Raw genomic sequence first — 26813 nt, 5'->3', positions numbered from 1 at the left:
CCCCGTCCGCCCGGGTCGCCGCGGCACGGGCCGCCACAGCCGCATCGCTCGCGATGTTGGCGTTGGCGCGGGCGCTGGTCGCCGCGCTTGTCGCGCTGTTGGCGGCTGTCCGGGCTTCCGTGGCCGCGGTCCTGGCCTCGCCGGCGGCAGCGGAACCGGCCGCGGCGGCAGCGGCTGCTTCGAGCGCCGAGGCGCGGGACAGTTTCGCCTGCTTGTCGACCTCGGCGTTCCGAGCGGCATCACGTGCCCGATATGCGTCGGCCTCGGCGTCTTCCGCCGTTTCCAACTTCGTGTAAGCCGTGGCACCGGCCGTTTCCGCCGCACTGCGGGCGGTGGCTGCGGCGTCCCGGTCGGCCTGGGCGCGGGATTCCGCGTCGCTCGCCTTGCCACGTTCGCGGGTGGCGTTGGCGTGTTCGGCCTTGGCGGTGTCGCGTGCCGCTTCGGCCTTGCCGCGTTCCGACTTGGCCTTCGCCGCGCCGGTCTTGGCGGTCTGTTCGGCGGTCTCAGCGGTGGTCTGCGCCGTCCTGGCCTTGGTGGCGTTGGTGGCGGCTTCGGTGGCCTGGGCTGCTGCGGCGGTCGCGGCGGCCTTGGCCTGCGCTGCCGCCTCCTGCGCGGCGGCCCGGCGGAACTCGGTGTTGAGAGCGTGCGCCTGGGTCTGCGACAGCGCGAACTGCGCCTTGCTGTCGGCGACCGTCGCCTTCGCCGCGTTCACCGCGGTCTGGGTGGCCTTGGCCGCTGCCTGGGCCGCGGCGTAGGACGCCTTGACGGACTGCACGGACTGCTGGGCGTACAACAGGCCCCGCCCGCGCGGGAGTTTGGCCGCGTCGGCGATGGCGTACGCGGCGGTCTGGGCGTTGGTGGCCTTGGCGGAGGCCGCACCGGCGGCGGTCACGGCGGTGTTGGCCAGGGTGAGTTGGGCGGCGGCTCGGGTACGGGCGCTGGCGAGGTTGGTGGTGGCCTGGGTGAAGACGGCCGCCTTGGGCCGCAGCGGATCGGCTGCGGACTGACCGGCCCAGTACTTCTGCCAGAGCAGGATCTGCTCAGCCAGCCATGCCTGCGCGATGGACTCGATCATCGCGTCGGTGGCCTTGTGCAGTTGGGCGGCGGCGGTCACCTCGGCGGCCATGATGTCTCTGCGGGGTTGGGCCTGGGCCGCGTACTCCTGCTCCCACTCCGCGTAGGCGGTGGCCGTCACGGAGGCCAGCACTCGGCGCGGGTCGGTGGGGTTCCAGCTGTCGCAGCTCCCCCACGCGATCTTGAGTGCCTCGACCTCCATCCGGTACTCCGCTGACCCATCCACCGGGGCCTGCTTCGGGAAACCGCCCTGGCGCAGATAGCGGGCAATGTCGCTGGCGGTGGTGTTGTTGTAGGGCGCGGAGAGGCCGCTGGGGGACAGCATCAGGTCGGCGAGCCGGTCGTCGCCGGGGTTCTGGCCCTTGATGGCGGCGTTGAGGCTCTTCGCCGCGGTGATGGCGGCAGCACCCGGCATGCTGCGGCCGTCCTGGCCGAACATGTCGTACAGCTTCAGCTGCGGGCCGATGGTGAAGGTTGTGATGTCTGCGTCAAACTCGGGCGCGTTCACCGTAACGGCGTCGTCACCGAAGTAGGAGAGCGCATAGGTCCGGTTGGCCGCTTCCCAGCGCGTCTCGCTGGCGTTGGACGCGGCCACGTAGTCGGAGACGCCGCTCACGTCCACGCGTACGGCATCGTCCAGCACGCTGGGATAGATGTTGCTGGGGCGCAACAGGTCGGCAGCCAGGTCGGCGTCGGTGCCGTTGAGAGCCTTTTCCGCAGCGGCCTTGAGCGCCGGACCGCCGATGTGCAGGCCGAAACCGGCTTCGCAGCGGTTGGCGCGGACATCCTGCCCAAAGGAGATCCCCGAGCCACCGGTGTCCGGTAGCGGGTCCACGGCGACGGCGGCGCTCGCGGGAACCGCCTGTACCAGTCCCGTCACCACGGAGACCGCTGTCAGCAGCGCGATTCCGGCTAAGCCCGCGTGCCGTCTGGAACGGCTGCGGCGATTACCCCGTAAAAGTAGTGATCCGCGCACTTCGATTCCCTGCTCTCCTCGTCGGAACGATCGCGATAAATCGACCCGGGAGGAAGCACGACAGTGCGTGCCCATAGTTGGACACTAAAAACTGACGGATCACCAAATACAGGCACGGCAATACCTGCCGACAGGACATACCGGTCACAGTCCAACAAGGCTGAGGAAACGCCAGTGCGCTGGTCAGGCACACCCGTCCTCACCCTTCTGCCCCTTCCCCCCGTTTGCAGAGCGATCTTTACATATCGAATAAATTTTCGTAAGTGATTTAGAGAGTGCCGTTCCCAACGGAAGCCCCGCAAGCTCCCTTCCGGAATCAACGATTCCCCCGGCGTTCTCCTGGTGAACATCACGAAAACCCGGCCGGACGACGAGGAACGGGAGCGCGGTGACAGGCCAGATCGCGGGCTGCTTCGAGCACCGCGAACCACGCGCACTGGTACGGGAGATGCGCGAAGCGATGCTGATGGAGCTGGAAGCGGTGTTGATCGTGGACGAGACCGGGGACGAGATCCTCCACCGACTGCGTCCGCGCGGCACGGCCGTATCCCTCACGTTCACGGGTCAGCTACCTGCGGCCCCAGGCCACCGCCCGTGTCTTGCGGATCTCGAACATTGCACCCCTTGAGCTGGGGTGTTGCGACGATCGCTAGAACTCAAGGGCGGGGCAGCATGGCACACCCGCCGGGAAGCCGGTCCGAGGGTTGCAGTTCGGGTTGCATTCACCTCCGTTCAGAGGCGTCCGGAGCACTCCCATCGGGCCCTCTCGACCCAGGTCAGGACGCTGACGGATGTGGCCGGACACCCGGCCGAACAGTTGGAAAGCGTGTTGGGGGCAACTCCTCAGGGGTTCGAATCCCCTATCCTCCGCCAGTGCCTCACCGGGCACGATGTCGAAGGGCCCCGCTGTTCGCAGCGGGGCCCTTCTTCGTGCTCCGGGGGCCGGTCGCAGGGGTTGCGGCCGGGCCCCGGAGGGAGAGGCGGGGAGGCTCAGTACAAACCCGTGTAGCCGTTCCAGCCGGTGGCGATGCGGGTCTTCGTGCCGAAGGTGGCGGACGTCGTTCCGTTCCAGCGCCACAGGGCGCCCGCGCTGTCCCGGCCGACGAGGTCGGGACGGCCGTCGCCGGTCAGGTCGCCGGGGACGGCCAGGGCGTTGACGCTGATGCCCTGGGCGATCCGGACCCGGGCGCCGAAGCCGCCCTTGCCGTCGCCGAGCCACCGCCAGAGCGCGCCCCTGCCGTCCAGTCCGACCATGTCGCCGATGCCGTCGGCGTTCAGGTCGCCCGCACCGACCAGCCGGGTGTAGCCGCCCTGGCCCGCGGCCAGCCGTACCCGGTCGGTCAGGCCGCCCTTGCCGTCTGCGGAGTACCGCCACAGCACACCCGCCTTGTCACGGGCGACCAGGTCGGCGAGCCCGTCACCGGTGAGGTCGCCGGGCGAGGTCAGCGCGTTGTACCCGCCGAAACCGGTGCCGAGCAGGCGGTGCGTGGTCCTGGGCGTGAACGCTTTGCCGCAGGTGCCGTCGTACCGGGTCAGCCGCCCGGCGGAGTCCCGGACGAGGAGGTCGTTGCACACGTCGCCGCTCAGGTCGCCGAACGGCACGAGAGTCGACGAGGTGGGCCAACCGCCGGCCAGGGTCTTGTGCGCGCTGTCGATGGTGCCGCGCCCGGTACCGGGCTGGATCGCGAGGCGGCCCGCGCTGTCGAAGGTGATCAGGTCGCCGATGCCGTCCCGGCCGAAGTCGTGGCGCTCCAACGACCGTACGAGTACCCACTTGTTGTGGATCTGCGTGTCCGTCGTCGTGCCGTCCGCGGCCCGGGCTGTCAGTGTCACCCGGTAGTTGCCGGTGGGGACCAGGGCCCCGTTCTCGGTGCGCCCGTCCCAGGTCGCGGTGAGCTTCCCGCGCGCCGGGCCGCCGGTGACGGTCCGTACTACGGCGCCGCTCTGACCGGCGACGGTCAGCTTCCAGCTCGCGGTCGGCCTGTTCAGGTGCCAGACGCCCTCGAAGCCGCCGCCCTGGCGCAGGTCGACGGACGTGGGAACGGTGGAGTCGATCGCGGTGAGCGGGGAGGTCGTCACCTGCGGCCATTTCACCGTCACGTCGCCGGACGCCGTCAGGTAGGCGACCGGACCGCCGAACCGGTCCACGTTCCAGTACCGGCCGCGCGGGTCGGCGGGCGCGTGCGCCTGGGACGGGAGCGGGCCAAGTTCCTTCGTACCTACCCGGTCGGAGGGGACCGCGCCCGTCAGATAGGTGATCAGCAGCTTGTCGGACTCGTCGTCCTGGGAGACCACATAGCCGTCGCCCAGTCGCGCGTAGCCCTGCGGTACGTCCTGCTGCGTGTGTGTCTTCTGGTCGTAGACGCCCGCTTGCGCGTTCGGTCCGCAGGACCAGTAGACGTACCGGCCCACCACCTGCAGATCGGACGGGGAGCAGACGCCGAAGCTCACGCTTTCCAGCTTCTGCATCGACGGCAGCGAGAACCTCTGGAACTCGGCCCTGCCCCCCGAGTCGGTCCCGGCCGACCACAGGGTGTTCCCCCACAGGGCGGCGGCCGGCCAGGAGCCGGTGGCCAGCACCTTGTTCCCGTCCCGCACCTGCTGGGTGCTCCCTGCCCGGACCACCGTGTACGAGCCGGACGCCGCCAGGTCCGCCGACAGCCCTTCCTCCCAGCGGGGGATGTCGCCCTCTCCCGTGCCGGTGAACCGCAGGCACTCCTCGTAGCACTCCGCGTGATAGACGTGGTCGGGGTCGGTCACGTCGTGCGCGTCGTACCCGAGGTCGCGCAGCTTCTCCGGCGGTGCGGCTGTCAGGGTGCCGTCGGCCGCCAGGGAGAGTGCGGAGGCGGTGAGATCGGTGCCGGGCCCGACCTCCACGTGCTCGGTGCCGAGCAGCAACCGCCCCTGATCGACCGCGACGCCGCCGGCCTCGTACACCGAGATGGCGGGCAGCGGTACCACCGGCTCGAAGACCGGGACCCCGTCCGCGCCCAGGGTGACGCGCTGGATCGCCCAGTGCTCGGCGTCCGTACCGCCCTCGATGGAGAAACTGCCGTCGTCGCCGTCGACGAAGTTGCCGGACGAGGCGGGCAGCAGCGTGCGCGCCGGGCCGCCGGTCACCGGCACGGCGCGGATCGCGTTCTTGCTGGTGTCGTCGGGGTACAGCACCCAGTCACCGATCGCGCGGGCCTTGAGGCGGGCGGATTCCGGGACATCCACCAGGTGCCCGGGGGTCTCCGGACGATCGCGGTCGACGACGTACAGCCGCGAGGTCTGGAATGCCTTGTCGACGGCGAAGAAGAGCACCGTGTCGCCGGCCAGATGGGGGTATTCCAGGACACCGAAGTCGTCGCTCGGCACGTACGTCAGCGCGGCGGTGCCGAAGTCGAGCAGCGCGGTGCGCCAGGGGAGGCCGGCATCGGTCGGCTTGTACCAGAACGCGGCCCCTCGGGTGTCCGACGTCTCTTCGTACGTCCACCCGTTGAAGTCGTCCGCCACGCCGGTCACCGGCCGCTCGACCGGCTGCCCGCCGCCCGCCGGCATCTCCAGCAGGATGAGCGTCCACTTCCCGCCGACCTCGCGGGCGACCACCAGGCGGTTCTCGGCGAAGATGGGGGTGACCCGGTCGCCGGCCCGCGCGTAGAACCGCGTCACCTTGCCGGTGGAGTAGCGCCGGATCTGGTACACGTTCGTCGTCCCCGGTGGCTTTTCCAGCCCGAGGCCGCCGTTGTAGGAGTCCGAGTACGCGTGGTTCGTGTATTCCCTGGTCGAGCCGTCGCGGCCGGTCCACGTCACCGGGTCGGCCGCCGAGTGCGTGTACGGAGTCGCGTCGGACAGGTACCCGGAGTCGTCCACCGCGGCCAGGTACACCTGCCTCGGCAACTCCCGGTGCGCGCCGGTCAGAGTGACGGACGGCATGTCCTCGCCGTCGGCCGCTACGGCCGGCCCCGAGGTGAACTGCAGCAGCCCGGCCACCACCGCCAGGACCGCCGCGACCGAGACGACCCCGGTTTTCGACCGCCTGCCATTCCGCGCCTTACGCGAAGTCATGCGTCTCGAAGTCGTGCGTCTCAAGCGTCCCGCCCCCATGTGTTCTCCCCTGTCTGCGCGCCGGCGATGTGCTGCGTCCGCTGTCAGGAACGGCCGCCAACTCATGCCGCCCTGTCAGACTCACGCCGGCGCGAAACGTTGTACGGGATCTCGGAGGAGCGCCTTCGACGCCTTTGCGGTCACGCCTCCCGTTGGGCGTCGATCTCCGCGATCAAGGCCTCGATACGCCCCCTGATCTCGTCGCGGATGAGGCGGACGGCCTCGACGCCCTTGCCCGCCGGGTCCTCCAGGGCCCAGTCGAGGTACTTCTTGCCGGGAAAGACGGGGCAGGCGTCGCCGCAGCCCATGGTGATGACGTAGTCGGACGCCTTGACGGCCTCGGTGGTGAGGATCTTCGGCTGGGCGTCGGCGATGTCGACGCCGACCTCCTTCATGGCCTCGACCGCGGACGGGTTGACCCGGTCTCCGGGGATCGACCCGGCGGAGCGGACCTCGATCCGATCGCCCGCGAGGTGACCGAGGAAACCGGCGGCCATCTGGGAGCGGCCCGCGTTGTGGACGCAGACGAACAGCACGGAGGCGAGCGGCGGCGGGCTGGAGGTCATCGGTTCTTCCTTCGTCACGGGTACTTGGTTCGTCACGGGTACTTGGTTCGTCACAGGTACTTGGTTCGTCACAGGTACTTGGTTCTTCTTGGCTCTTCTTGGTTGTTGCGGGGTCCTGCCATGAGCCCCGCTCGCATCAGCTCAGGCTGGTATCAGTGTGGAGTGATGTGAAAGTATCAGCCCATGATGACGTCAGTCGACACTGATCTGATCCGGGTTCTGGCCGACCCGCTCAGGCTCCGGATCGTGACCCTGCTCGCCCAGGAGACGCTGTGCACCACCCACCTGGTGGAGGAGACCGGCGCCCGGCAGACCAACCTCTCCAACCATCTGAGGGTGCTGCGCGAGGCCGGTCTCGTCGAGACGGAGCCGTGCGGCCGGTACACGTACTACAAACTGCGCCCCGACGTCGTCGCCCGGCTCGCCGGCCAGTTCGCAGACCTGGCCGAGTCCGCACGTACCGCCGCCGGGAACAAGAGGGCCTGCCTGTGACCCGCACCGAAACAGCCGCGACCGCCGGGGAGCCCTCGGTCGTCGCGAAGCTGTCGACGCTCGACCGCTTCCTGGCGGTATGGATCCTCGTCGCGATGGCCCTCGGGCTCGGCCTCGGCCGCACAGTCCCCGGTCTGAACGACGCCCTGGCCGAGGTCGAGATCGGCGGCATCTCGCTGCCGATCGCCGTGGGCCTGCTGATCATGATGTACCCGGTCCTGGCGAAGGTCCGTTACGACAAGCTCGACGCCGTCACCGGTGACAAGAAGCTGATGGTCTCGTCGCTGGTCATCAACTGGGTCGTCGGCCCGGCCGTGATGTTCGCGCTGGCCTGGATCTTCCTGCCGGACCTGCCCGAGTACCGCACGGGCCTGATCATCGTCGGCCTCGCCCGTTGCATCGCCATGGTCATCATCTGGAACGACCTGGCCTGCGGCGACCGCGAGGCGGCGGCCGTGCTCGTGGCCCTCAACTCCGTCTTCCAGGTACTGACGTTCGGCCTGCTCGGCTGGTTCTACCTCGACCTGCTGCCGGGGTGGCTGGGCCTCGGTGACGGCGAGCACCTCGACATCTCCATGTGGAAGATCGCCCTGAACGTGGTCATCTTCCTCGGCGTCCCGCTGCTTGCCGGGTTCCTCACCCGCCGTGTCGGCGAGCGCAGGCTGGGCCGGGAGAAGTACGAGTCCGGGTTCCTTCCGAGGATCGGCCCCTGGGCGCTGTACGGCCTGCTCTTCACGATCGTCGTCCTCTTCGCCCTGCAGGGAAAGACGATCACCTCGCAGCCGCTGGACGTCGCCCGTATCGCGCTGCCGCTGCTGGTGTACTTCGCGGTGATGTGGTTCGGCACGTTCGCCCTCGGCAAGGTCATCGGCCTGGCCTACGACCGCACGGCCACCCTCGCCTTCACCGCGGCCGGCAACAACTTCGAGCTGGCCATCGCGGTCGCCATCGCCACCTTCGGCGTCACCTCCGGCCAGGCACTGTCCGGTGTCGTCGGCCCGCTCATCGAAGTCCCGGTCCTGGTCGCGCTGGTGTACGTCTCCCTGGCCTGGCGGCGGAAGTTCACCCCCACTCCCCCCGGCGACTGACGGCAACCCGCCGGAGAAGGCCCGGTCGCGCGCTCAGGCTCCGGTCGAGGTGGTCACCAGCAGCTTGCCCATCGAGGCCAGCACCGACGGCTCGACCCGGTAGTACACCCACGTACCGCGCCGCTCGGAGGTGAGCAGACCGGCCTCCTTGAGCTTCTTCAGGTGGTGGGAGACGGTCGGCTGGGAGACCCCGACGTCGGAGATGTCGCAGACACACGCCTCGCCGCCCTCGTGAGAGGCCACGGCGGAGAAGAGCCGCAGCCGCACCGGGTCGCCGAGCGCCTTGAACATCCGCGCGGCCGTCTCGGCCTCCTCCGCGGTGAACGGGCGCTCGCTCAGCGGCGGGCAGCACGGCGTCGCGGCCTCGCCAGGGGCGAGGACGGGGTCAGGAGCAGGAGCAGGAGCAGGAGCAGAGTCAGGGGCGAGTAGCGGCAACACCTTCGTGTTCGACATGCATCTATGTTGACATACGTCGAATCAGTGACGGGAGGGGCCGCGGGCGACCGGCCCGCGCCCACCCATCCATCCATCCATCCACTGATTCGATGAATGTCTATGTTGACGCTCATCGATGCAGATGTAATGCTGGCGACACAGGAGATCGACGGATATCGAAACAAGGGGGACCCCCGTGGCCTCGTCCAGCAACAGCGTGCCCGGCACCGACCAGCTGCCCGTCGTGGTCATCGGCGCCGGCCCCATCGGCCTGGCCGCCGCCGTCCGCCTCGTGGAGCGCGGCATCGAACCCCTGGTCCTGGAGGCCGGCCCGGTCGCGGGCAGCGCCGTACGCGAGTGGTCCCACGTACGGCTGTTCTCGACCTGGGGCGAGGTCGTCGACCCGGCCGCCGAGAAGCTGCTCGCCCCGACCGGCTGGGTCCGCCCCGACGCCGCCGCCTACCCGACCGGCGGCGACTGGGCCGAGCGCTACCTCCAGCCCCTCGCCGACGCGCTCGGCGACAGGGTCCGCTACGGCACGACGGTGACCGGCGTCGCCCGCGCCGGACGTGACCGGATCGTCGACTCGGGGCGCGACGAGCAGCCGTTCACCGTGCACGTCCGGTCCGGCGACGGAGTCGAGGCGCGGATCAGCGCCCGCGCGGTCGTCGACGCGTCCGGCACCTGGTCCGCCCCCGGTCCGATGGGCGCCGACGGCCTGCCCGCGCTCGGCGAGAGGACAGCCGCCGAGCGCGTCTCGTACCGCGTCCCCGACCTCAACGACCCTGCCGTACGCGCCCGTTACGCGGGCAGGCGCACCGCTGTCATCGGCTCGGGCGCATCCTCCTTCACCACGCTCGCGCTCATCGCCGACCTGGCGAAGGAGACAAAGGAGGCGGACGGTACGCACGCGGTGTGGATCCTGCGGCGCGGCGTCGGGGCGAGCACGTACGGCGGCGGGGAGGCCGATCAGCTTCCCGCCCGAGGCGCGCTGGGTCTGCGTGCCCGGGCCGCCGTCGAGGCGGGCCATGCCGACGCGGTCACGGGATTCCGTACACAGGCTGTGGAACGCGGCGGCGATGGCGACGGTGACCGGCTCGTCCTTGTCGCGGAGGACGGGCGCCGCCTCGACCCGGTCGACGAGGTCATCGTCCTCACCGGCTTCCGCCCCGATCTGTCCTTCCTGTCCGAACTCCGTCTCGGCCTCGACGAGCGCCTCCAGGCGCCGACCGCCCTGGCGCCGCTCATCGACCCCAACGTCCACTCCTGCGGCACCGTCTACCCGCACGGCGTGGGCGAGCTCTCGCATCCGGAGCAGGGCGTGTACCTGGTCGGCATGAAGTCGTACGGCCGTGCCCCGACCTTCCTCGCCATGACCGGTTACGAGCAGGTCCGCTCCATCGCCGCCGCGATCTCGGGCGACCGGGAGGCCGCCGAGCGCGTCGAACTCACCCTGCCGGAGACGGGCGTGTGCGGCGGCGCGGGCCTCTTCGACGAGCCGGAGGACGACGAGCGGTCCGGCGGCGGCTGCTGCGCCTCCTCCGCCACCCTCCAGATCGGCGCCGCCGCCCCGACCACCGCCTCCGGCGGCTGCTGAACGGCCCGTCCGACCGGGACACCGGTTCGCCACCCGCCCGCCAGGAACCGTCCCGGCTGAGCGAACACGCCCCACGGCGAACCGGCGCCCGCGCCCGCGACGGCCCACCGCACGGCCCCGATGCCCTTCCCAGGGCTCATCCGACGCGCCGGACCCGAAAACCCGAAAGGTGAGGCTCCGCAAGATTCACCATGTTTCGGGATTCGGGTACAACCCCAGCCCTTGGTCCGCTGTCTAACGGGACATCAGAAGCGACGACCACCCGCGACACACCCACCCACGGCACCACGCCCGCGAAGGGGCTGCTTCGGCATGCGTACACACAGAAGGATCGCCGCCACCGCGACCACCACCGCCCTCACCCTCACCCTCACCTTCGCCCTGGGCGCAGCCGCGCTCACGGCCCCCGCCGCCCAGGCGGCCACACCGGACGCGGGCTCACTGCACCACACCGCAGGCGAGCTCTGGTACAACGGCGCCTCGGGCCAGACCAACAGGCTGACGGTGTCGATGACGGTGGAGACCCGTGAGAACGAGTTCGACGCCTACTACATCCTGACCTTCCGGGACCGTGCCCCCATCGCCATCGACAGCAGCGCGGCGAGCAACGACGAGTGCGTGTACCCGTCGGCGACCGACCACACGGTCGCCCGCTGCGCGGTCGGCATCCCGCTGGGCTCCGACGACTCCGACATCTACGACGTCGACCTGGGCGACGGCAACGACACCGCGACGATCGCCGCCGACAACACCGCGTACGCCACGATCTACGGCGGCAAGGGCAACGACGTTCTGCGGGGCACCAGTTGGGACGTCCTCTACGGCCAGGACGGCAGCGACCGCCTGAACGGCGGGGGCGGAATCTGGGGCCTCGGAGCGTACGGCGGCGCCGGGAACGACGTCCTCACCGGGTGCTCGACCGCGTGCCACGGAGGCACCGGGAACGACTCGCTCACCGGCGGTACGGACGGGGACGGGGACGAGAACGCGCTGTACGGCGACGCCGGCAACGACATCCTGCACGGAAAGTCGGGCGCCGACTTCCTCTACGGCGGCAAGGGCAACGACCGCCTGTACGGCGACGCAGGCAACGACACGCTCTACGGCAACAGCGGCAACGACATCCTGCACGGCGGCCCCGGCAGGGACACCCTCTCGGGCGGCCCGGGAACGGACAAGGTCTACCAGAACTAGCCGTTAAGGGGCGCGGGGCTGTGACATTTGCGGCTCCGCCGCGTGGGCGCGACCAGCCCCCACCGCCCCGCAGCGAACCACGTACCCGGCGAGAGGGCTCAGCTCAGGTCCCCGAGCCCTCTCAACTCCGGAAAGTCATCGAACTCCCCCGAGTTCAGAAACATCAACTCCAGTGCGTCACCGGGCGCTTCACCCCGCCCACCCGCCGGAGGCAAAAGCGCCTGCTCCGTCCAGATGCACTTGCCGGTCGGCGTGTAACGCGTCCCCCACCGCTGGGACAGGGCGGTGATCAGCTGCAGCCCCCGGCCGCCCTCGTCCGTCTCCGTCGCCCGGCGGATACGGGGCATCGTCAGGCTGCCGTCGAAGACCTCGCAGATCAGCTCGGCGCCGTGCAGCAGCCGGAGTTGGACGGGGCCCTTGGCGTGCCGTACGACGTTGCCGACCAGCTCGCTGGCCAGGAGTTCCGTGGTGGGCGTGAGGTCGTCCAGGCCCCAGGCGGACAACTGTTCGCGGACATGGCGACGGGCCTGGCCTGCCGCCCGCGGGTCCTCGGGCAGCGGCCAGGAGGCGACCCGGTCGCCGGTCAGGGCGTGCAGACGGGCGATGAGGAGAGCCGCGTCGTCCGCGTTCGGCTGCTCGACGGGAAGCAGTCCCGCGGTGAGTGTGTCGCAGAGTCCTTCGAGGTCCCCTTCCGTACCGGCCTCGTACGCTCCCCTTAACAGGGCGGCCAGTTGGGTCATGCCCTCGTCGATCTCCCGCTTCGACGACTCGACCAGACCGTCCGTGTACAGCACCAGCAGGCTGCCCTCGGGGACCTTCAACTCGACGGTCTCGAAGGGGGGTTCGGCCGCGCCGAGGGGCGGGTCTGCGGTGAGAGCCGGGAAGTACACCGTGCCGTCGGGGTGCACGACCGCGGGCGGGGGATGGCCGGCGCGGGTGATGGAACAGGTCTGGGTGATGGAGTCGTAGAGGGCGTACAGGCAGGTGACGTACGACTCCTCGCCCATGTTGCCGACGATGTCGTTGAGGTGGCTCATGATCTCGTCGGGGGGCAGTTCGAGGTCGGCGAGGGTGTGGACGGCGGTGCGCAGCCGGCCCATGGTGGCCGCCTGGGGCAGTCCGTGGCCCATGACGTCACCGACCACGAGGGCGACCTGGCCGCCGGAGAGCGGGATGATGTCGTACCAGTCGCCGCCGACGTCCACGCCCTGGGCGGCGGGAAGGTAGCGGGCGGCGGCCGTGCAGGCGGGCAGGTCGGGCAACTCGCTCGGCAGCAGCGCGCTTTGGAGTTCGCGGGAGCGGCTGCGCTCGTCGTCGTAGAGGCGGGCCCGCGCAAGGGCCTGGGCGACGAGGGCGCTGATCGTGGTGAGGAGGGTGCGTTCCTCGTCGGTGAAACCACGCGGGCGGTCGAAGCTGACGGAGCAGACGCCGAAGGTGTTGCCGGAGGCGGTCAGCGGCAGGAACGCCCAGGCCGATTTGCCGCTGTGCCGGGGCAGGCGGGCCAGCGGGGGATAGTGGGCGGCGAACTCCTCCGGGGACGAGTAGAACGCGGGGGTCTCGTTGATGATCACGTCACAGCTGGGCCAGCCGGGTGTCAGCGGGGCGTCGCTGATCCGGTTGAGGAAGTCTTCCTCGTAGCCGATGGATCCGACGGTGCACAGGCGGTCGTTCTCGATGGTCTGGACGATGAGGCCGGCGGCGGCGAACGGCGGCAGTACGCGCCGGGCTACCACGTCGACGACGTCCCGCGAGGTCGTCGCCTTGGCGAGCCCTGCCGTCAACTCCGCTATGCGGGCGGCGCGTTCGGCCGCGTCGTACTCGGCGGCCCGCCGTTCCTCCTCGTGCCGCCGCTTCTCGGTGACGTCCTGGAGGTAGAGGGTGCGGCCGTCGGGGCCCGGGACCAGTCGCAGGTGGTGTCGGCGACCGGTGCCGGGCACGCGTATGTCGAAGCCGACCGACCTGTCCTCGGCGGCGGCCTTCCGGCAGCGCCTCTCCAGATCGGGCAGTTCCCGCACGGTCGGCAGGTCCCACAGGACCTGCCCGAACAGCTCCGCCTCGGAGAGGCCGAGGGTGCGTTCGGCCTCCAGGTTGGCGAAGGTGATCCGCCAGGTGTCGTCGACCGCGAGGAACCCGTCGCTCATGTGCCGCAGGGCGCGGCTGAGCGCGTCCCGGGCGGTCCGCGACTCGTTGCTGTCCCAGCCCATGCCGATCATCCGCAGGGGCTCGCCGTGCTCGTCGTACGTCGCCCGGCCGCGCGCCTGGTGCCAGCCGTACGTGCCGTCCAGGCCCCGTACGCGGTACTCGGCCTCGAACACCGAGTGGCCGCGGATCGCCTGGTCGACGAGGGCGAGGGTAGGTCCGAGGTCGTCGGGGTGGACGCAGCGCATCCAGTTCTCGACGCGGGCGGTGTACTCCTCGGGGCGGGTGCCGTACAGCTCCATCGCGGCTTCGTCCCAGATGAGTTCACCGTTCTTGATGTGCCAGTCCCACGACCCGACGCGGACCTCCTTCAGCGCCTGGCGGAGCCGGTCGCCGCTCATCTCCGAGTGCACGGGCCCGGCCGGCAACGGCGCCTGGACCATGCGTTCCTCCGCCCAGGCGACGACGGCCCGCAGGAACCGCCAGTGGGCGGACGTCGGTTCGCGGTGGTCACCCGTGATGACGGTGAGGGCGCCGATGCTGCGGTCACGTCGGATGACGGGCACGGCGGCGAGTCCGCTGCCCGGGATGGGCGCGCTCGACGGGCAGATGGGGATCGAGGGATCGGCGCGGTCGGCCGCCACCCCGGGTATCCACACCCCACGGCCCTCGTGGAAGTCCTCGTACAGGGCGCGGGCGGGGGCCAGCGGGCCCTCCTGGTCGATGATCTCCCAGGGGCCGGTGAGAGCCGTGGGCAGACCGGTGGCCGACACCAGCCGCAGCGCCGACATGGGGCCCCGGAGGTGGATCGTTCCCCCGAGCGCGCCCAGCTCCGCCACCGCGTGCTGGAGGGCCAGCCGGAAGACCTCGCTCTCAGCGACACCGGGGTCCACCGAGCCGAGCAGTGCCAGCCGTGCGTTCATACTTGAAGTTTTACCGTTTAAATGGCACCTCAAGCAGGACTTTGCAGGAATCTCACGTTCATCTCCGGTCACCTTCACCGGAGCACATGGGCAGCAACAACCGCCCTCACAGGGCAGGTTGTGTGACATTCCACCGTCATCAGGGCCAAGTAGCCTGCCGTTGAAGGACAGTTGAGATTTGAACGTAACTGACTGTCGAGGACTTCACATCTGAGGATCCGCCCAGTGGGTCCGTCCGGTGGGTCCGACCAGAGGATCTCTCCAAGGAGTGGCATGGACATCGGCGTTTTCATCCCCATCGGCAACAACGGCTGGCTGATCTCGAAGAGCGCACCCCAGTACCTGCCGAGCTTCGACCTCAACAAGGCGATCGTGCAGAAGGCGGAGGCCCACGACCTGGACTTCGCCCTCTCCATGATCAAACTGAAGGGCTTCGGCGGCGAGACGGAGTTCTGGGACCACAACCTGGAGTCGTTCACGCTGATGGCGGGCCTGGCGGCGGTCACCGACCGCATCAAGCTCTACGCCTCGACACCGATCCTGGCCCTGCCCCCGGCGATCGTCGCGCGCATGGCGGTCACGGTCGACTCGATCGCCCCCGGCCGCTTCGGCATCAACATCGTGACGGGCTGGGCCCCCGGCGAGTACTCCCAGATGGGCCTGTGGCCCGGCGACGACCACTTCGGCAACCGCTACGCGCGAGCCGTCGAGTACGTCACCGTGATGAAGGACCTGTGGCGCGACGGCGTCAGCAACTTCAAGGGCGAGTTCTACGAGATGGACGACTGCGTCCTCTCCCCGCGCCCGGCGGACGGGCACATCGACATCGTCGCGGCCGGCCAGAGCGGCACCGGCATGAAGTTCGCCGCGGAGCACGCGGAGTACAACTTCATCCTGGGCAGCGGCGTCAACACCCCGACGGCGCTCGCGGGCAGCACGGCGACGCTGATGGAGGAGGCTGAGCGAACGGGCCGGGACGTCGGAGCCCTCTCCCTCTTCATGATCATCGCGGCCGAGACGGACGAAGCAGCCCAGGCCACGTGGCAGGACTACCACGACAACGCCGACCGCGCGGCGCTGGCGTACATGGCGGGCGAGACGGCCACCGACACGACGTCCACGGGAACGTCGACGGCGCGGACGATCGCGCTGCCCGAGGGCGCGGTCAACTTCAACATGGGGACGCTGGTCGGCTCGTACGAGAGCGTGGCGAGGATGCTCGACGAGGTCGCCGAGGTGGCGGGCACGAAGGGCATCATGCTGGTCTTCGACGACTTCCTGGAGGGCCTGGAGAACTTCGGGACGCGCATCCAGCCGCTGATGAAGTCCCGTGCGGGGAGGGGGAGTTCGACGTGAGTCCGGTTCCGGGAACCGGTGAGGCGGGCACCGCGGAGGACGACTACCGACGCGCCGGTCTGGGCGGCCGGTTGACCCCCGGCACCTCCCCCGCCCTCCTCCTCGTGGACCCGGCCCGGGCGTACGTCGATCCGGCCTGCCCCCTCTACGCGGGGGCGGGCGCGGAGGGCGCCGCCGAGGCGATGCGAGGGCTGCTGTCCGTCGCCCGCCGGGCCGGAGTCCCGGTGATCGTGACGCGCGTGCTCCTGCGCCCCGACGGCAGCGACGGAGGCGTCTTCTACCGCAAGGTGCCGAGCCTGCGGGCGTTCGTGGAGGGCAGCCCGTACGCCGACTTCATCGACGGACTGGCGCCGAGGGAAGCGGAGTTGACGGTGACGAAGCAGTACCCGAGCGCCTTCTTCGGCACCACCCTGTCCACGTACCTCACCTCCCACGGCATCGACACCCTCCTCATCGCCGGCCTGACAACCAGCGGCTGCGTACGAGCGACAGCTCTCGACGCCATGCAGCACGGGTTCATTCCGGTGGTGGTCGAGGAGGCGGTGGGAGACCGGGACGCGGGGGTGCACGCGGCGAACCTGTTCGACATCGGGCACAAGATCGGTGAGGTTTGGGGGGTGGGACGGGTGACGGAGTACCTGTCCCGGGGCGGGACCTGACAAGGGGGGGCGAGTCATGGGCGGCGACGGGGGACCGGTTCCGGTGTTCCTGACTTCCGGTCAGCAGACCAGTACGACGGTGCTGCTCGCGGAGGCGGCGGCCGGACGGGGGATGGAGGTGCGGTCGCTCGCCGCTGCGTCGGCCTTGACGGGGCTGTCCGGTTCGGGGGACCGGGCGGTGCACTGGTACGGGGGTCCGCTGGCGTACGACCACCGGATCGCCGGTGCGCTCGGCCTCGGGCTGCTGGAACCGCCCGACGACTGGCTCGCCGCGCTGCCGGAGGAGTTCACGGGACGGCACGTGGAACTGACGACCCTCGCGGAGGCGTGGCGGGTTCGGCGCCCGGTGTTCGTCAAACCGCCGAGCGCCAAGTCGTTCCCGGCGGCGGTGTACGCCGACGGTTCGCGGCTTCCCCGTACGGGCGATACGGGCGATACGGGGGAGGCCGTGGGCCCGGACACGCCCGTGCTGGTGTCGGACATCGTCACTTTCGCCGTCGAGTACCGCCTGTTCGTACTCGACGGGCGGGTGGTGACCGGCAGCCGGTACACGGTGTTCGGGCGTCTCGATCCGGCGCCGCTCGACGGGGACGGGCGGGAGTCGGAGGTCCTCCGGTTCGCCGATCAACTCCTCACCGCCGAAGGGGATTCCCTGCCCAGCGCGGTCGCCGTCGATGTCGGCCTCATCCAGGATCCCGACCGGGGCGGTCGCGAACGTTGGGCGGTGGTGGAGGCCAACATGCCGTGGTTCTCGCACAGTTACGCGGCGCGGGTCGAAGGGGTGCTTGATGTCGTACTGCGGGCGGCTGGGCCCCGGGGGTGGGTCCGCCAGGGTGACGAGAGGTTTGTGAGAGGGACGGCACGGGTTCAGTGAGTCAGTGGGTTCCCGAAAGGTTCGCCACCCCGGCGAGATCGAGGAGCCGGTGCATCGTCGCGGGCGGCAGTGCGGGATTCGCGGCGGCGCCCAGTGCGTAACCCGGGACAGCGAGGTGCCGGTGCAGTTCCTCGCTGGGCAGTCTGGGGTCCGTTCTCGCCCAGGGGCCGATCTCCGGATCGTCGATCAGACGCAGGACGAGTTCGGGTCCGGCCTCGGGATCGTCGAGGGCGGCGCGACGCAGCCTCGGATTGGGGTGGTCGGCGAAGCGGGCGAGACCGGGGCTGGCGAAGTTCGGGTGGCGGCGCAAGAAGCTCCACCTCAGGCCGTGCCAGTACGTGTACATCTCCAGCACGAGCTCGTGCGGGGCTTCCTCGCACGACTCGCACAGCGTGAGCCTGACGAAGAAGTCCTCGTCCTCGGCCAGGCGGTCCACCACATCGGCGGGCAGATGCCGCTGCCCGGCGATGCTCCGCCGCAGCAGGACATGCCCGGAGGCGGCGGCCCGCCGGGCCACGTCCGGTTCGTGACCGCGTTCCTCGATCCAGCGCGGGGGCATGTGGTAGCCATGCGGCACGACGTACGCGATGGCGGAGCGCTGTTCCTCCGTGAGGTCCTCGCGCATCGAGAGGCAGAGCCGGACGTAGTCGTCGAAGTCCTCGGCGAGTCGCAGGGCCAGGGTGGTCGGTACGTCGGGATCCTGGGCTGCTCTGCTCCGTACGTAGGGGTCGGGGTCCTGGACACGTAGGGCGGGCTCGGGCAGGGGCAGGGGTTCGGGCTCACTGAGGAGCAACTTGGCTATGGCGTCCCGGACTTGGGGCTCGGGGTCGGCAAGCAGGGCCTCGCGTACGGCGGCCGGAAGCTGCGGCCACAGCTCCGCGGTGAGGGCGACGGCCCGCACCGAGGCGTCCTCGTCCTCGGCAAGCCGCGCCCGCACCGGCAGTGGCAGGGACGGCTGCGCCGCCATCCGCCGGATCTTCACCTCGCTGTCGCCGGCCAGGGTCTCCAGCGCTCCATCCGGTATGCGCCGGCCGAAGTCACCTACGAGCACCGCGTAGACCCACCGGACCCGGAGCTCGGGATCACGGGCGAGCAGCGTCAGTTCGTCGACATCGGCGGACGGGTTCGCCGCCGCCTCAAGCCGGTGGGCGGTCTTCGGAGAGGCCACCAGCAAGGCCGTCTTCTCCCGGTCGAGTGGGTACCGGGTGAGCCAGGAGGAGGTGTGGTCGGGCAGTTCCTCGACGGTGAGCAGTCGCGCCAGCACGGATACGGGCAGCGCGGAATTCGCCGTCAGCCCACCGAGCCAGTCCTGCGACAGCTGCTGATCCCCGGCCAGTCCGTCCAAGGCGTCTCGCACATCAGTCACGCGCCTATTCTCCCTCCTCGCGGGTCACCCGGGCGTGATCCGTCACGACCCGGTGGAAGAGGGCGTGACCGGTACGCCCGGTGTGCCGCAGGGCCCAGTCCTGGGCGTTCTCCTGGGCGTCCTGCGGCCCGGACCCCTCTGCACAGCCAGGCTCGGAGCTGCACACCTCGTAGCTCACGCCGGCTTCCGGGATCTGCCGGATGGTGTGAGGGACGTACCGGTACACCGTGTGCGGGCCGGGACTCATGGACGGACTCCCGGCCGGACGGTGTCGGTGTCGGTGTCGGTGTCGGTGTCGGTGTCGGTGTCGGTATCTCCAAGGTCATCGGCATCCTCGGCATCGGCACCGTCCGGTACGGGCAGCCGCATCCCCCGCGACTCGGCGACCCGCAGTACATCCCCCAGGCACTCGGCGAGCCGGACACCGGCGTACCGCACTTCGGCGGCCGGGGATGACTGGTCGTTCAGTACCGCACGGGCGAAGCCGAGCACGTCCGTGCCCATGGTCAGCTGCATCGCCTCCATCTCGTCGGCCAGGCGTGTGACGTAGCCGCCTTCGCTGCCGTGCACGAGAAAGCACGGCTTGCCTTCGGGGGAGGGCCAGGGTAGGAGGCGGGGTGGGATGGGTGGTTCCATCTAGACGGCCACCTCCGGTGCACGTACCGAGTGCCAGTCGAGGTCGATCCGGAAATCCGCAGCGAGCACCAGAGCAAGCCGAGGTCCCTGCCGCCTGACGCACTCTCGCTCGTACCCAACGAGGTACGGGCGCACCAAGGCGTTCGCGCCACCGTCGAGGAGATCGTCCAGGCCGTACGGCGACCTCTGGACAGGGAGCCACATTTCAGAGGAGTGGACAGGGCCCTGCCACTCGGCCACGGGAGGTGAGGCAAGTCGGGCTCCCACTCGGCGTCGCCCCGTACCCGGAGACGACAGAAGCCTCGTCCACGCGACGGTCCGGCGGAGAAAGTCAAACATGTCGGTGCGTGCTCCTTTCCTGGAGGACTTCGCCACAGTTGCCTCCCTGGTCGGTCGTCATGTCACTGTCCAGGCAAGCAGCCGGGGCCGAGTCGGAGCGATGCCGGCCCGATGCAAGAACGATGTAAGTCCGTCCAGCGAGGGTGATCCCGCCGCAAGGGCGGGGCATGACAGGGGGAGGAGCCGTACGATCCCCGCACCCCTGTCGACACACAGATGCAGCCCCGGAGTTCGGTATGGCCGACCACCGACACAGCCCCAACGTCCGGCTGCGCGCTGTGCGCGAGCTGGAATTCCAGATGAGCCGTCAGGAGTTCGCGAAGCTGATCGTCGCCACCGGCGAGGAGATGGGTGGACCAGTCGGCTGTACGTCACGCCTGGTGGCCGCCTGGGAGGACGGGGACGTCGACTGTCCCAGAGCCGTATACCGCAGAATTCTCAGCAGGCTCACCGGTGGACGGACCATGACCGAGCTGGGTTTTCGCCCGGCATCGTCAGCAACCGGGCGACGCCCGGTCCTCCCGCCGCACGAGCCTGATCGGGTGGCCCCGGTGAATCGGCGCGGCTTCCTGTTCGACGGCGCGGGCGCAGCCCTTTCCTTCTCTCTCGGTGCCCTCGTTCAAAGGCGTCCCGGCCGTATCGGCATCACGGACGTCCGCGCTGTCGACGAGGCTGTGACCACCATCTACAGCCACGACCACGACCACGGCTCCGCCGCTCTGCGCCGGGACGCCTCGAACATGCTGCACATCGCGTACGAGTGGCTGCACGACGGCGCGTACACGGAGAAGACCGGCAAGCGGCTTCGCACGGCAACCGGGCACCTGTCGATCGCCGCCGGATGGCTGTCGTACGACTCCGGCCGCGCCGCCGACGCCCGCTCCCTGTACGGCGAAGCACTGGCCGCTGCCAGGATCGCCGATGACTCCGGCCTGGAAGGACACGCGTTCGGCTGCCTGAGTCTGCTGGCCAAAGCCAGTGGTAGGCCGCGCGAGGCGATCAGCGCTGCCCAGGGCGCTCAGAGCGTCGTCCGCGCTTACGGCTCCTCACGGTTGCTCAGCCTGTTCGCCATGCGCGAGGCCGGCGGATGGGCCCTTCTTGGTGATCGCGGAGCCGCTGACCAGGCCATCGTGCGCGCCCATCGCCTCTACGCGAAGGGTCCCACCGAATCCGATCCGGAGTGGCTGGAGTTCTACACACCCGCCGAACTAGCCGGGCTGGAGGCCCTCGCCCGCGCCGACCTCGACCAGCACGAGCGAGCCGCCGCCGGAGCCGAGCAGGCCGTTCTGCTCCACGGCAACCAGTTCGCCCGCAACAGGGCCCGGTACACCGCCGATGTCGCCATCCAGCATGCGGTGAGGGAACGCCCTGAGCCCGAGGCAGCTGCCGAGGCCGCCGGACGCGTCCTTGTGTACCTCCCCGAGGTCCGCTCCGACCGGCTGCTTCAGCAGTTACAGAACGTCGAGAGCGCACTCCAGCGGCACGCTGCGGTCCCCGCGGTCGCCGACTGGTTGGAGGAGTACCGCACCACCACCGGCGCCAGCTAGGAGTAGACAGTGAGCACCCCGAGCACCAGCACGGACCTGGTGATCCGCACTTACGGCCCCGGCCAGGTCCCACCCCTGCTCGACGTCATCGCCGACCTCTGGGCCGATGCCCACCCCGAGTTGGTCGACAATCCCGGCGCGGAGGCCTCCGGACTGTCCGTACCCGCGCTCCGCCGCCAGGTCCAAGGCCACCTCAAACACGCCGGGTTCGCTCTCGTCGTCGCGTACACCGGCGGAACCGCCGTCGGGTTCGGGTACGCCTTTCCGTGCAGCGCGTACTACTGGTTCGGCCCCGGGCTCGTGGACCAGGTTCCCGAAGGCGCCCGTACCGAACGGCTGATGGGGCTGTGCGAGTTGGCCGTACGACCGCCGTGGCAGGCACAGGGAATCGGTACACGGCTGCATGCCGAGTTACTCACGGCCATCGCCCCGCAATGGTCCTCGCTCCTCGCCCTGCCCTCAAACCGGCGTGGCCAGGATCTGTACGCCCGGCTCGGGTACCGGTACGCCGGTCCTTATCGGGGTAGTGCCGACGGGCCCGAGTTCGATCTGCTTCTCCTGCGCGTCGCCCTCAAGTGAACAACGAACGTCGAACCGTGAAAACCGGCGCACCGGAACCCGGAAACGTAGGTTCCGGTGACGTGTGCCCAGGAAGGCCCGGCGCCTTCCAAAGACAAAGAAACACAGGAGCCAAAGACAAAGAAACACGGGAGATAAAGAAACCCACCAAGCCCCACCTTCCCTCCCGTTCGCCGGAGGGGGGCGACCACGGCCGCTTCCACGCGAACTCACTCGCCCGAGTGAACATCAGCAACTCAGCTGGATTTGTGCCCGGTTGCCTGCCTTACGCTCAGCCCAGCACCACCACCACAGCAACCGCAGACAGCGGACATACGACGGCCCTCGCCGGGACTGCAATCCCAATGCGAGGGCCTGACCACCAAGGAAGTAGACCCCTTCCCGATGGACACGAAAAACCCTAGCGCGCCCCCATGCGCCCCGTCCCGCCCCGCGGGCAAAAATCACCCCCACCGGCGCCCCAAATCCGGCATCTCCGGCGTCATCCACGACAACGTCCGCCACACCACCCGCTTCACGGTGATCGGCAACCACCTCGCCCAGCACCCCGAGCTCTCACTGCTCGCCATCGGCCTGGGCACCCACATCCAGTCGCTGCCCCCGGGCTCCCCCGTCGACATCAAGACCCTCGCCAAGAGATTCCCCGAGGGCCCCGACCGCATCGCCGCCGCCCTGCGCGACCTCGAAACCCACGGCTACCTGAGCCGAACCCGCGAACGCACCCCCACCGGCAACATCGTCACCCGCACCGTCTCCTGCAACCGGCCGGGACGTCATGCCGAGGGCCACGCTGATCGCCGTACCAAGCCGAAGTCGGACTCGGACTCCAAGCCCCGACCGGAGTCACGTCCAGGGCCCGCTCCCCACCACGCGCCCGCCCCCGAACCCAGTGCCACCGAGCCCACCCGCCCCGCGCACCCCGCTGCCCCCGGCCCGCCGAAGAAGCGCACCCCACGCAAGCCCCTCCCCGCCGTACCGCAGCCCGCGTACAAGGGGCCGGGCCTCCTCCAGGCAGCCACCGACCTCCTCGCCGGCCTGCGCCGCCTCGACCCCGACCTGCTCCTGTCCACCTGCGACACAGCCCACCTCGCACCCGGCGTCGCCGCCTGGCTGGAACGCGACACCAGCCCCACCGCCGTACGACACGCACTGACCAGCAACCTCCCACCCGAAGGCATGCGCCGCCCGGCCGCCTTCCTCGCCCACCGCCTCACCACCCAGCTGCCGCCCCCGGCGCCGTACCGCGCACCGGCCGGGCCATCACCCGTCCGGCACCCACTCCAGAACTGCGACGGCTGCGAGCGGGCCTTCCGCGGTCCGGAGCCCGGCAGATGCGGCGAATGCCGTCAACTCCACAGCGGATCAACTCTCGGAGTCCTTCACCCCTCAGGGTGAACGTCACCAACTTGGCTACTGCCAGACCCTGTTGAACTCCTACGCTCGCAGCGAGATTCATTCCGGCACATGCCACAGGCAATTTCTTCCCGCATGACTCGTACCAACTCACACTCCCAGGGACCCTTATGGTCAGCGCGCCTCACGAGGCGATGCACCGCATCTTCCAGGAGTACCCGGAGCTCTTCTCCCGGGTCTCCGAGGTGCTGGGCATCAACTTTGCCCAACCCACCTCGGTCACCGTCCTGCCTACCGACCTCACCGAGACCCAGCCGGTCGAACGTCGCGTCGACACCCTGTTACGGCTGGAGACAGAGGACGACGAACCGCTTCTCCTCGCCATCGAGTCCCAGGGCGAAAAGGACCCCCGCAAGCCCGCGAGCTGGGCGTACTACGCCTCGTACGTGCTCGCGAAGTACCGGCTGCAGCCGATACTGCTGATCGTCTGCCAGGACCGCGCGACCGCCGAATGGGCAGCCCGCCCGGTCTCCTTCGGCCCTCGCCAGTGGCCCCTTCTCACCCTGCGCCCGCTGGTCGTGGGCCCGCACAACATGCCGGTAATGACCAAACCCGCCGAGGTCCGCAAGAACCTCCAACTCGCCACGCTGTCCGCGATCACCCACGGCAAGAACCCGGACATCGGGGCCATACTGAAAGCAATGGCGACCGTTCTGCAGGACGAGACGGACGACGTCAAGAATCCCGTCATCGAATTCATCTCACAGGGCCTGGGCAAGCTGCCCGCCGCAGCGCAATGGAGGACACTGGTGGCCGTGGACCTTTCTTTCTACAAGTCGCCCCTCTTCGAAGAAGTCCGCGACGAAGCCCGGACCAAGGGTCTGGCCGAGGGTCTGGCCGAGGGCCTGGCCGAGGGCCTGGCCGAGGGCGAGACGCAACGCGCCGCCGAGGACGTCCTCACCGTTCTCGCGGAGCGCGGCATCGATGTCCCCGAGGACACCCGTGAACGCATCACCGGCTGCGGCGACCCCGATACCCTGAGTCACTGGCTTCGGCGCGCCGTCACCGCCGCGTCCGCCGCAGAGATCTTTGAAGCCGAGTAGCGCAGACGTGGACCCTTCTCCCCCGAGAAGGACGCCGTGGAGCGGCTCTGGGACGAAGCCTTCTCCCGAGGGCGGGCCCAAGGCCTTACCTCTGGCCGCCGCGAATCCATCATGACCGTCTTGGAGGGGCGCGGAATTGATGTGCCCTTCTTTGTCAGCCAGGAGATCAAGTGCTGCTCGGATCCCCACCTTCTGCGCACCTGGCTCATCAGCGCCGCCACCGCCAGAGCCGCCTATGAAGTCATCCGAGCCAGGTAACCGCAGCGGATGACTGCCCGTGTCGGTCTCCCGCCGGGCGGGGAAGGCGAGGTACACCCGCTCCGGGTCTGCGTCGACCGTGACGCGGGCGACTGGCAGAGGGCGTCAGCGCACCCCCGTCGGAGCGTCAGGGCTGGAGACGCGGCTCCCGTACGACCGACACCCCGCCCGGCGCGACCCGCACCGAGCCGCCCGACAGCGCCTCCCCGGTGAGGAGTTCGGTCGCCCCCGCCGCCACCGCGACCTCGGCGCCCTCCCCGGCATGGTCGATGAGGAACAGGAAGTCCGCGTCGGCACCCCGCCGCACCACCGCCTCCACGCCCACCGGAGTCGCCCGCACACCCTCGACACCCGCCTCCGCGCACATACGGGCGAGCAGCGCACCCAGCGTCGACGCGTCCGGCCGGGTCGCCAGATACCAACCCGCGCCCGCACCGACCGAGTTGCGCGTCACCGCCGGAACCCCGGCCAACGGACCGTCCGTGTACGACAGCACCGCCTCCGCCCCCGCACCCTCCAGCCGCAACCGCTCCGACCAGAGGGTTCCCGTGCCGTCGACGGCACCGCCGGCTTCGCCGAGCCCGACCGACTCCCCCGGCAGCAAGGGGAACAGCTCGTCCGCCCGCACCCCGAGGGCTTCTCGGAACGCGCCCGGGTAACCCCCCAGCCGTACATGGCAGTTGGCGTCCACGGCACCGCTGTGGAACCCGACGGCCAGCGTGCCCCCGCGCTCCGCGAAGCCCGTGAGGTTGGTCGCGCCCTCGTCGTCGACCAGGTACAGGCTCGGGACCAGCACCAGCCGGTATCCGTCCAGTTCAGCGTCCGGCCGTACGAAGTCCACCGCGACGCCCGACCGCCACAGCGGCTCGTACCAGTCCCGTACGAGGTCCTGGAAGCGGAGTTCGCCGTTCGGCTGGGAGGGGAGCTCCAGGGCCCAACGGGCGTCCCAGTCCCAGACGATGGCCACCGAAGCCGTGCCCGTGCTGCCGCGCACCTCGGCCAACGCCCGCAGATCCGCGCCCAGTTGGACGACATCCCGCCAGATCTGGCTGTCCGTGCCGGCATGCGGAAGCATCGCCGAGTGCCACTGTTCCGCGCCCGCCTTCGCGGCACGCCACTGGAAGTACGCGATGCCGTCCGCGCCGTGGGCGACATGGGCGAGGGCGTTGCGGCGCAACTCCCCTGCCGTCTTCGCCCTGTTGACCGGCTGCCAGTTCACCGCACCCGTGGAGTGCTCCATCAGGAACCAGGGGCCGCCCGCGAGCGACCGCATCAGATCACCGCTCAGCGCGATGTCGATCTCCGACTCGGGATCGGTGGAGCGGAGATAGTGGTCGTTCGCGACGACGTCCAGCTCAGGGGCCCAGCGCCAGTAGTCGAGCGCGTCGAAGTTGTACATCACCATGAAGTTGGTGGTGGCCGGCAGGGAAGGGGCCGCCGACCTCAGCACGTCCCTCTCCGCCTTGTACAGCGACAGCAGTTCGTCGCTGCAGAAGCGGCGCCAGTCCAGTTGGTGGGTCGGGTTCGGGACCGCGCCGGTCGCGCGGGGCGGGATGATCTCGGCCCAGTCGTAGTACCACTGGCTCCAGAAGGTGGTGCCCCAGGCGTTGTTCAGCGCGGCCAGGTCGTCCCCGTACCGTGCGCGCAGCCAGCGGCGGAAGGACTCCGCGCTCTCGTCGCAGTAGCAGGCGGGGTTGTGGCAGCCGTACTCGTTGTGGACGTGCCACATCGCGACCGCCGGGTGCGCTGCGTACCGCTCCGCCAGCGCGCCCGCGATCCGCAGCGCCGCCTCCCGGTAGGCCGGGCTGCTCGGGCAGAACGTCTGGCGGCTGCCGTACGACAGCCGACACCCGTCCTTGTCCACTGGGAGCGCCTCGGGGTGGGCGCGGAAGAACCAGGCGGGCGGTGCCGCCGTCGGGGTCGCGAGGTCGGCGGCGATGCCGTTCTCGTGGAGGAGGTCGAGGAGACGGTCCATGCGGGCGAAGTCGTATACCCCCTCGGCCGGTTCGAGCAGCGCCCAGGAGAAGATGCCGACGCTCACCATGGTGACCCCGGCCTCGCGCATCAGCCGCATGTCCTCGGCCCAGACCTCCTCGGGCCACTGCTCGGGGTTGTAGTCGCCCCCGTACGCGATACCGGGGACAGCGAGTTCGCGCTTCATCGGTCGGCA

Annotated in this window: 20 protein-coding genes and 1 pseudogene; 12 read left to right on the top strand and 9 right to left on the bottom strand. The window is 69.7% G+C overall.

Features of this window, described 5'->3' with window-relative positions:
• Nucleotides 1-1957: pseudogene (locus G3I71_RS39325) on the bottom strand (hypothetical protein); the annotation flags it as partial.
• Between the two features lie 481 nt (nt 1958-2438).
• On the opposite strand from G3I71_RS39325, the gene G3I71_RS39320 reads away from it, so the two are divergent.
• Nucleotides 2439-2678 carry a hypothetical protein gene (locus G3I71_RS39320; RefSeq protein WP_164322692.1) on the top strand — a complete coding sequence of 80 codons (240 nt, stop codon included), beginning with the start codon at nt 2439-2441 and terminating at the stop codon, nt 2676-2678.
• 362 nt (nt 2679-3040) lie between these two features.
• On the opposite strand, the gene G3I71_RS39315 is transcribed toward G3I71_RS39320, so the two are convergent.
• Both G3I71_RS39315 and G3I71_RS39310 read right to left on the bottom strand, forming a co-directional pair.
• The gene (locus G3I71_RS39315; RefSeq protein ID WP_164322690.1) at nt 3041-6100 is read right to left on the bottom strand and encodes an FG-GAP-like repeat-containing protein; all 3060 of its coding nucleotides are present in this window, start codon (nt 6098-6100) and stop codon (nt 3041-3043) included.
• 179 nt (nt 6101-6279) lie between these two features.
• A complete protein-coding gene (locus G3I71_RS39310) occupies nt 6280-6705 on the bottom strand; it encodes an arsenate reductase ArsC (RefSeq protein WP_164322688.1) in 426 nt (141 codons plus the stop codon).
• A 183-nt stretch (nt 6706-6888) separates the two neighbouring features.
• On the opposite strand from G3I71_RS39310, the gene G3I71_RS39305 reads away from it, so the two are divergent.
• Both G3I71_RS39305 and arsB read left to right on the top strand, forming a co-directional pair.
• Nucleotides 6889-7197: a helix-turn-helix transcriptional regulator gene (locus tag G3I71_RS39305; protein ID WP_164322686.1), complete on the top strand. Its 309-nt coding sequence runs from the start codon at nt 6889-6891 to the stop codon at nt 7195-7197.
• A complete protein-coding gene (gene arsB / locus G3I71_RS39300; RefSeq protein ID WP_164322684.1) occupies nt 7194-8285 on the top strand; it encodes an ACR3 family arsenite efflux transporter in 1092 nt (363 codons plus the stop codon). The genes G3I71_RS39305 and arsB overlap by 4 nt, the downstream gene beginning before the upstream one ends.
• A 33-nt stretch (nt 8286-8318) precedes the next feature.
• Here the strand turns inward: arsB and G3I71_RS39295 are convergent, their stop codons facing one another.
• Nucleotides 8319-8738: a helix-turn-helix transcriptional regulator gene (locus G3I71_RS39295; RefSeq protein ID WP_164322682.1), complete on the bottom strand. Its 420-nt coding sequence runs from the start codon at nt 8736-8738 to the stop codon at nt 8319-8321.
• A 178-nt stretch (nt 8739-8916) separates the two neighbouring features.
• On the opposite strand from G3I71_RS39295, the gene G3I71_RS39290 reads away from it, so the two are divergent.
• Together G3I71_RS39290 and G3I71_RS39285 are read left to right on the top strand one after the other, a co-directional pair.
• Nucleotides 8917-10317 (top strand): NAD(P)-binding domain-containing protein, encoded by a 1401-nt coding sequence (locus tag G3I71_RS39290; RefSeq protein WP_343243198.1) that lies wholly within the window; start codon nt 8917-8919, stop codon nt 10315-10317.
• Between the two features lie 312 nt (nt 10318-10629).
• Nucleotides 10630-11511 carry a calcium-binding protein gene (locus tag G3I71_RS39285; protein ID WP_164322680.1) on the top strand — a complete coding sequence of 294 codons (882 nt, stop codon included), beginning with the start codon at nt 10630-10632 and terminating at the stop codon, nt 11509-11511.
• Nucleotides 11512-11609: 98 nt separating this feature from the next.
• On the opposite strand, the gene G3I71_RS39280 is transcribed toward G3I71_RS39285, so the two are convergent.
• On the bottom strand, nt 11610-14573 hold the full coding sequence (locus tag G3I71_RS39280; protein WP_164322678.1) for a SpoIIE family protein phosphatase: 2964 nt from the start codon (nt 14571-14573) through the stop codon (nt 11610-11612).
• Between the two features lie 273 nt (nt 14574-14846).
• Here G3I71_RS39280 and rutA point away from each other — a divergent pair, with 273 nt between their 5' ends.
• From rutA to G3I71_RS39265, 3 genes are read left to right on the top strand one after another with little or no spacing between them, the layout of a single operon-like run.
• Entirely contained in the window at nt 14847-15929 is a 1083-nt protein-coding gene (rutA, locus tag G3I71_RS39275; RefSeq protein WP_164322676.1) for a pyrimidine utilization protein A, read from the top strand.
• Nucleotides 15926-16588 (top strand): isochorismatase family protein, encoded by a 663-nt coding sequence (locus G3I71_RS39270; RefSeq protein ID WP_164322673.1) that lies wholly within the window; start codon nt 15926-15928, stop codon nt 16586-16588. Before rutA ends, G3I71_RS39270 begins: the two co-directional genes overlap by 4 nt.
• Nucleotides 16589-16604: 16 nt before the next feature.
• Nucleotides 16605-17462, top strand: a complete 858-nt coding sequence (locus G3I71_RS39265) for an ATP-grasp domain-containing protein (RefSeq protein WP_164322671.1) — start codon at nt 16605-16607, stop codon at nt 17460-17462.
• Between the two features lies 1 nt (nt 17463).
• Here the strand turns inward: G3I71_RS39265 and G3I71_RS39260 are convergent, their stop codons facing one another.
• Genes G3I71_RS39260 through G3I71_RS39250 form a run of 3 tightly spaced genes read right to left on the bottom strand, consistent with a single transcriptional unit; the run spans nt 17464 to nt 19464 of the window.
• Nucleotides 17464-18828: a hypothetical protein gene (locus tag G3I71_RS39260; RefSeq protein ID WP_164322669.1), complete on the bottom strand. Its 1365-nt coding sequence runs from the start codon at nt 18826-18828 to the stop codon at nt 17464-17466.
• Nucleotides 18829-18832: 4 nt separating this feature from the next.
• Nucleotides 18833-19075 (bottom strand): hypothetical protein, encoded by a 243-nt coding sequence (locus G3I71_RS39255; RefSeq protein ID WP_164322667.1) that lies wholly within the window; start codon nt 19073-19075, stop codon nt 18833-18835.
• Nucleotides 19072-19464, bottom strand: a complete 393-nt coding sequence (locus G3I71_RS39250; RefSeq protein ID WP_239149606.1) for a hypothetical protein — start codon at nt 19462-19464, stop codon at nt 19072-19074. Before G3I71_RS39250 ends, G3I71_RS39255 begins: the two co-directional genes overlap by 4 nt.
• A 575-nt stretch (nt 19465-20039) precedes the next feature.
• Here G3I71_RS39250 and G3I71_RS39245 point away from each other — a divergent pair.
• The 4 genes from G3I71_RS39245 to G3I71_RS39230 all read left to right on the top strand — a co-directional run bounded on the left by G3I71_RS39245 (nt 20040) and on the right by G3I71_RS39230 (nt 24385).
• Complete coding sequence (locus G3I71_RS39245; RefSeq protein WP_164322665.1) at nt 20040-21350, top strand: hypothetical protein; 1311 nt, start codon at nt 20040-20042, stop codon at nt 21348-21350.
• A 9-nt stretch (nt 21351-21359) separates the two neighbouring features.
• Nucleotides 21360-21929, top strand: a complete 570-nt coding sequence (locus G3I71_RS39240; protein ID WP_164322663.1) for a GNAT family N-acetyltransferase — start codon at nt 21360-21362, stop codon at nt 21927-21929.
• Nucleotides 21930-22313: 384 nt separating this feature from the next.
• The gene (locus G3I71_RS39235) at nt 22314-23324 is read left to right on the top strand and encodes a helix-turn-helix domain-containing protein (protein ID WP_164322661.1); all 1011 of its coding nucleotides are present in this window, start codon (nt 22314-22316) and stop codon (nt 23322-23324) included.
• 128 nt (nt 23325-23452) lie between these two features.
• Nucleotides 23453-24385 (top strand): hypothetical protein, encoded by a 933-nt coding sequence (locus tag G3I71_RS39230; protein WP_203732544.1) that lies wholly within the window; start codon nt 23453-23455, stop codon nt 24383-24385.
• A gap of 385 nt (nt 24386-24770) precedes the next feature.
• Here the strand turns inward: G3I71_RS39230 and G3I71_RS39225 are convergent, their stop codons facing one another.
• The gene (locus tag G3I71_RS39225) at nt 24771-26804 is read right to left on the bottom strand and encodes a beta-galactosidase (protein ID WP_164322659.1); all 2034 of its coding nucleotides are present in this window, start codon (nt 26802-26804) and stop codon (nt 24771-24773) included.
• Nucleotides 26805-26813 lie beyond the last annotated feature (9 nt).

Origin of the sequence: Streptomyces sp. SID12501, from assembly GCF_010550245.1 — a bacterium.
Lineage (GTDB): Bacteria > Actinomycetota > Actinomycetes > Streptomycetales > Streptomycetaceae > Streptomyces.
The sequence above is the reverse complement of the archived record's forward strand: the minus strand, read 5'-3'. Positions and strand labels throughout refer to the sequence as shown.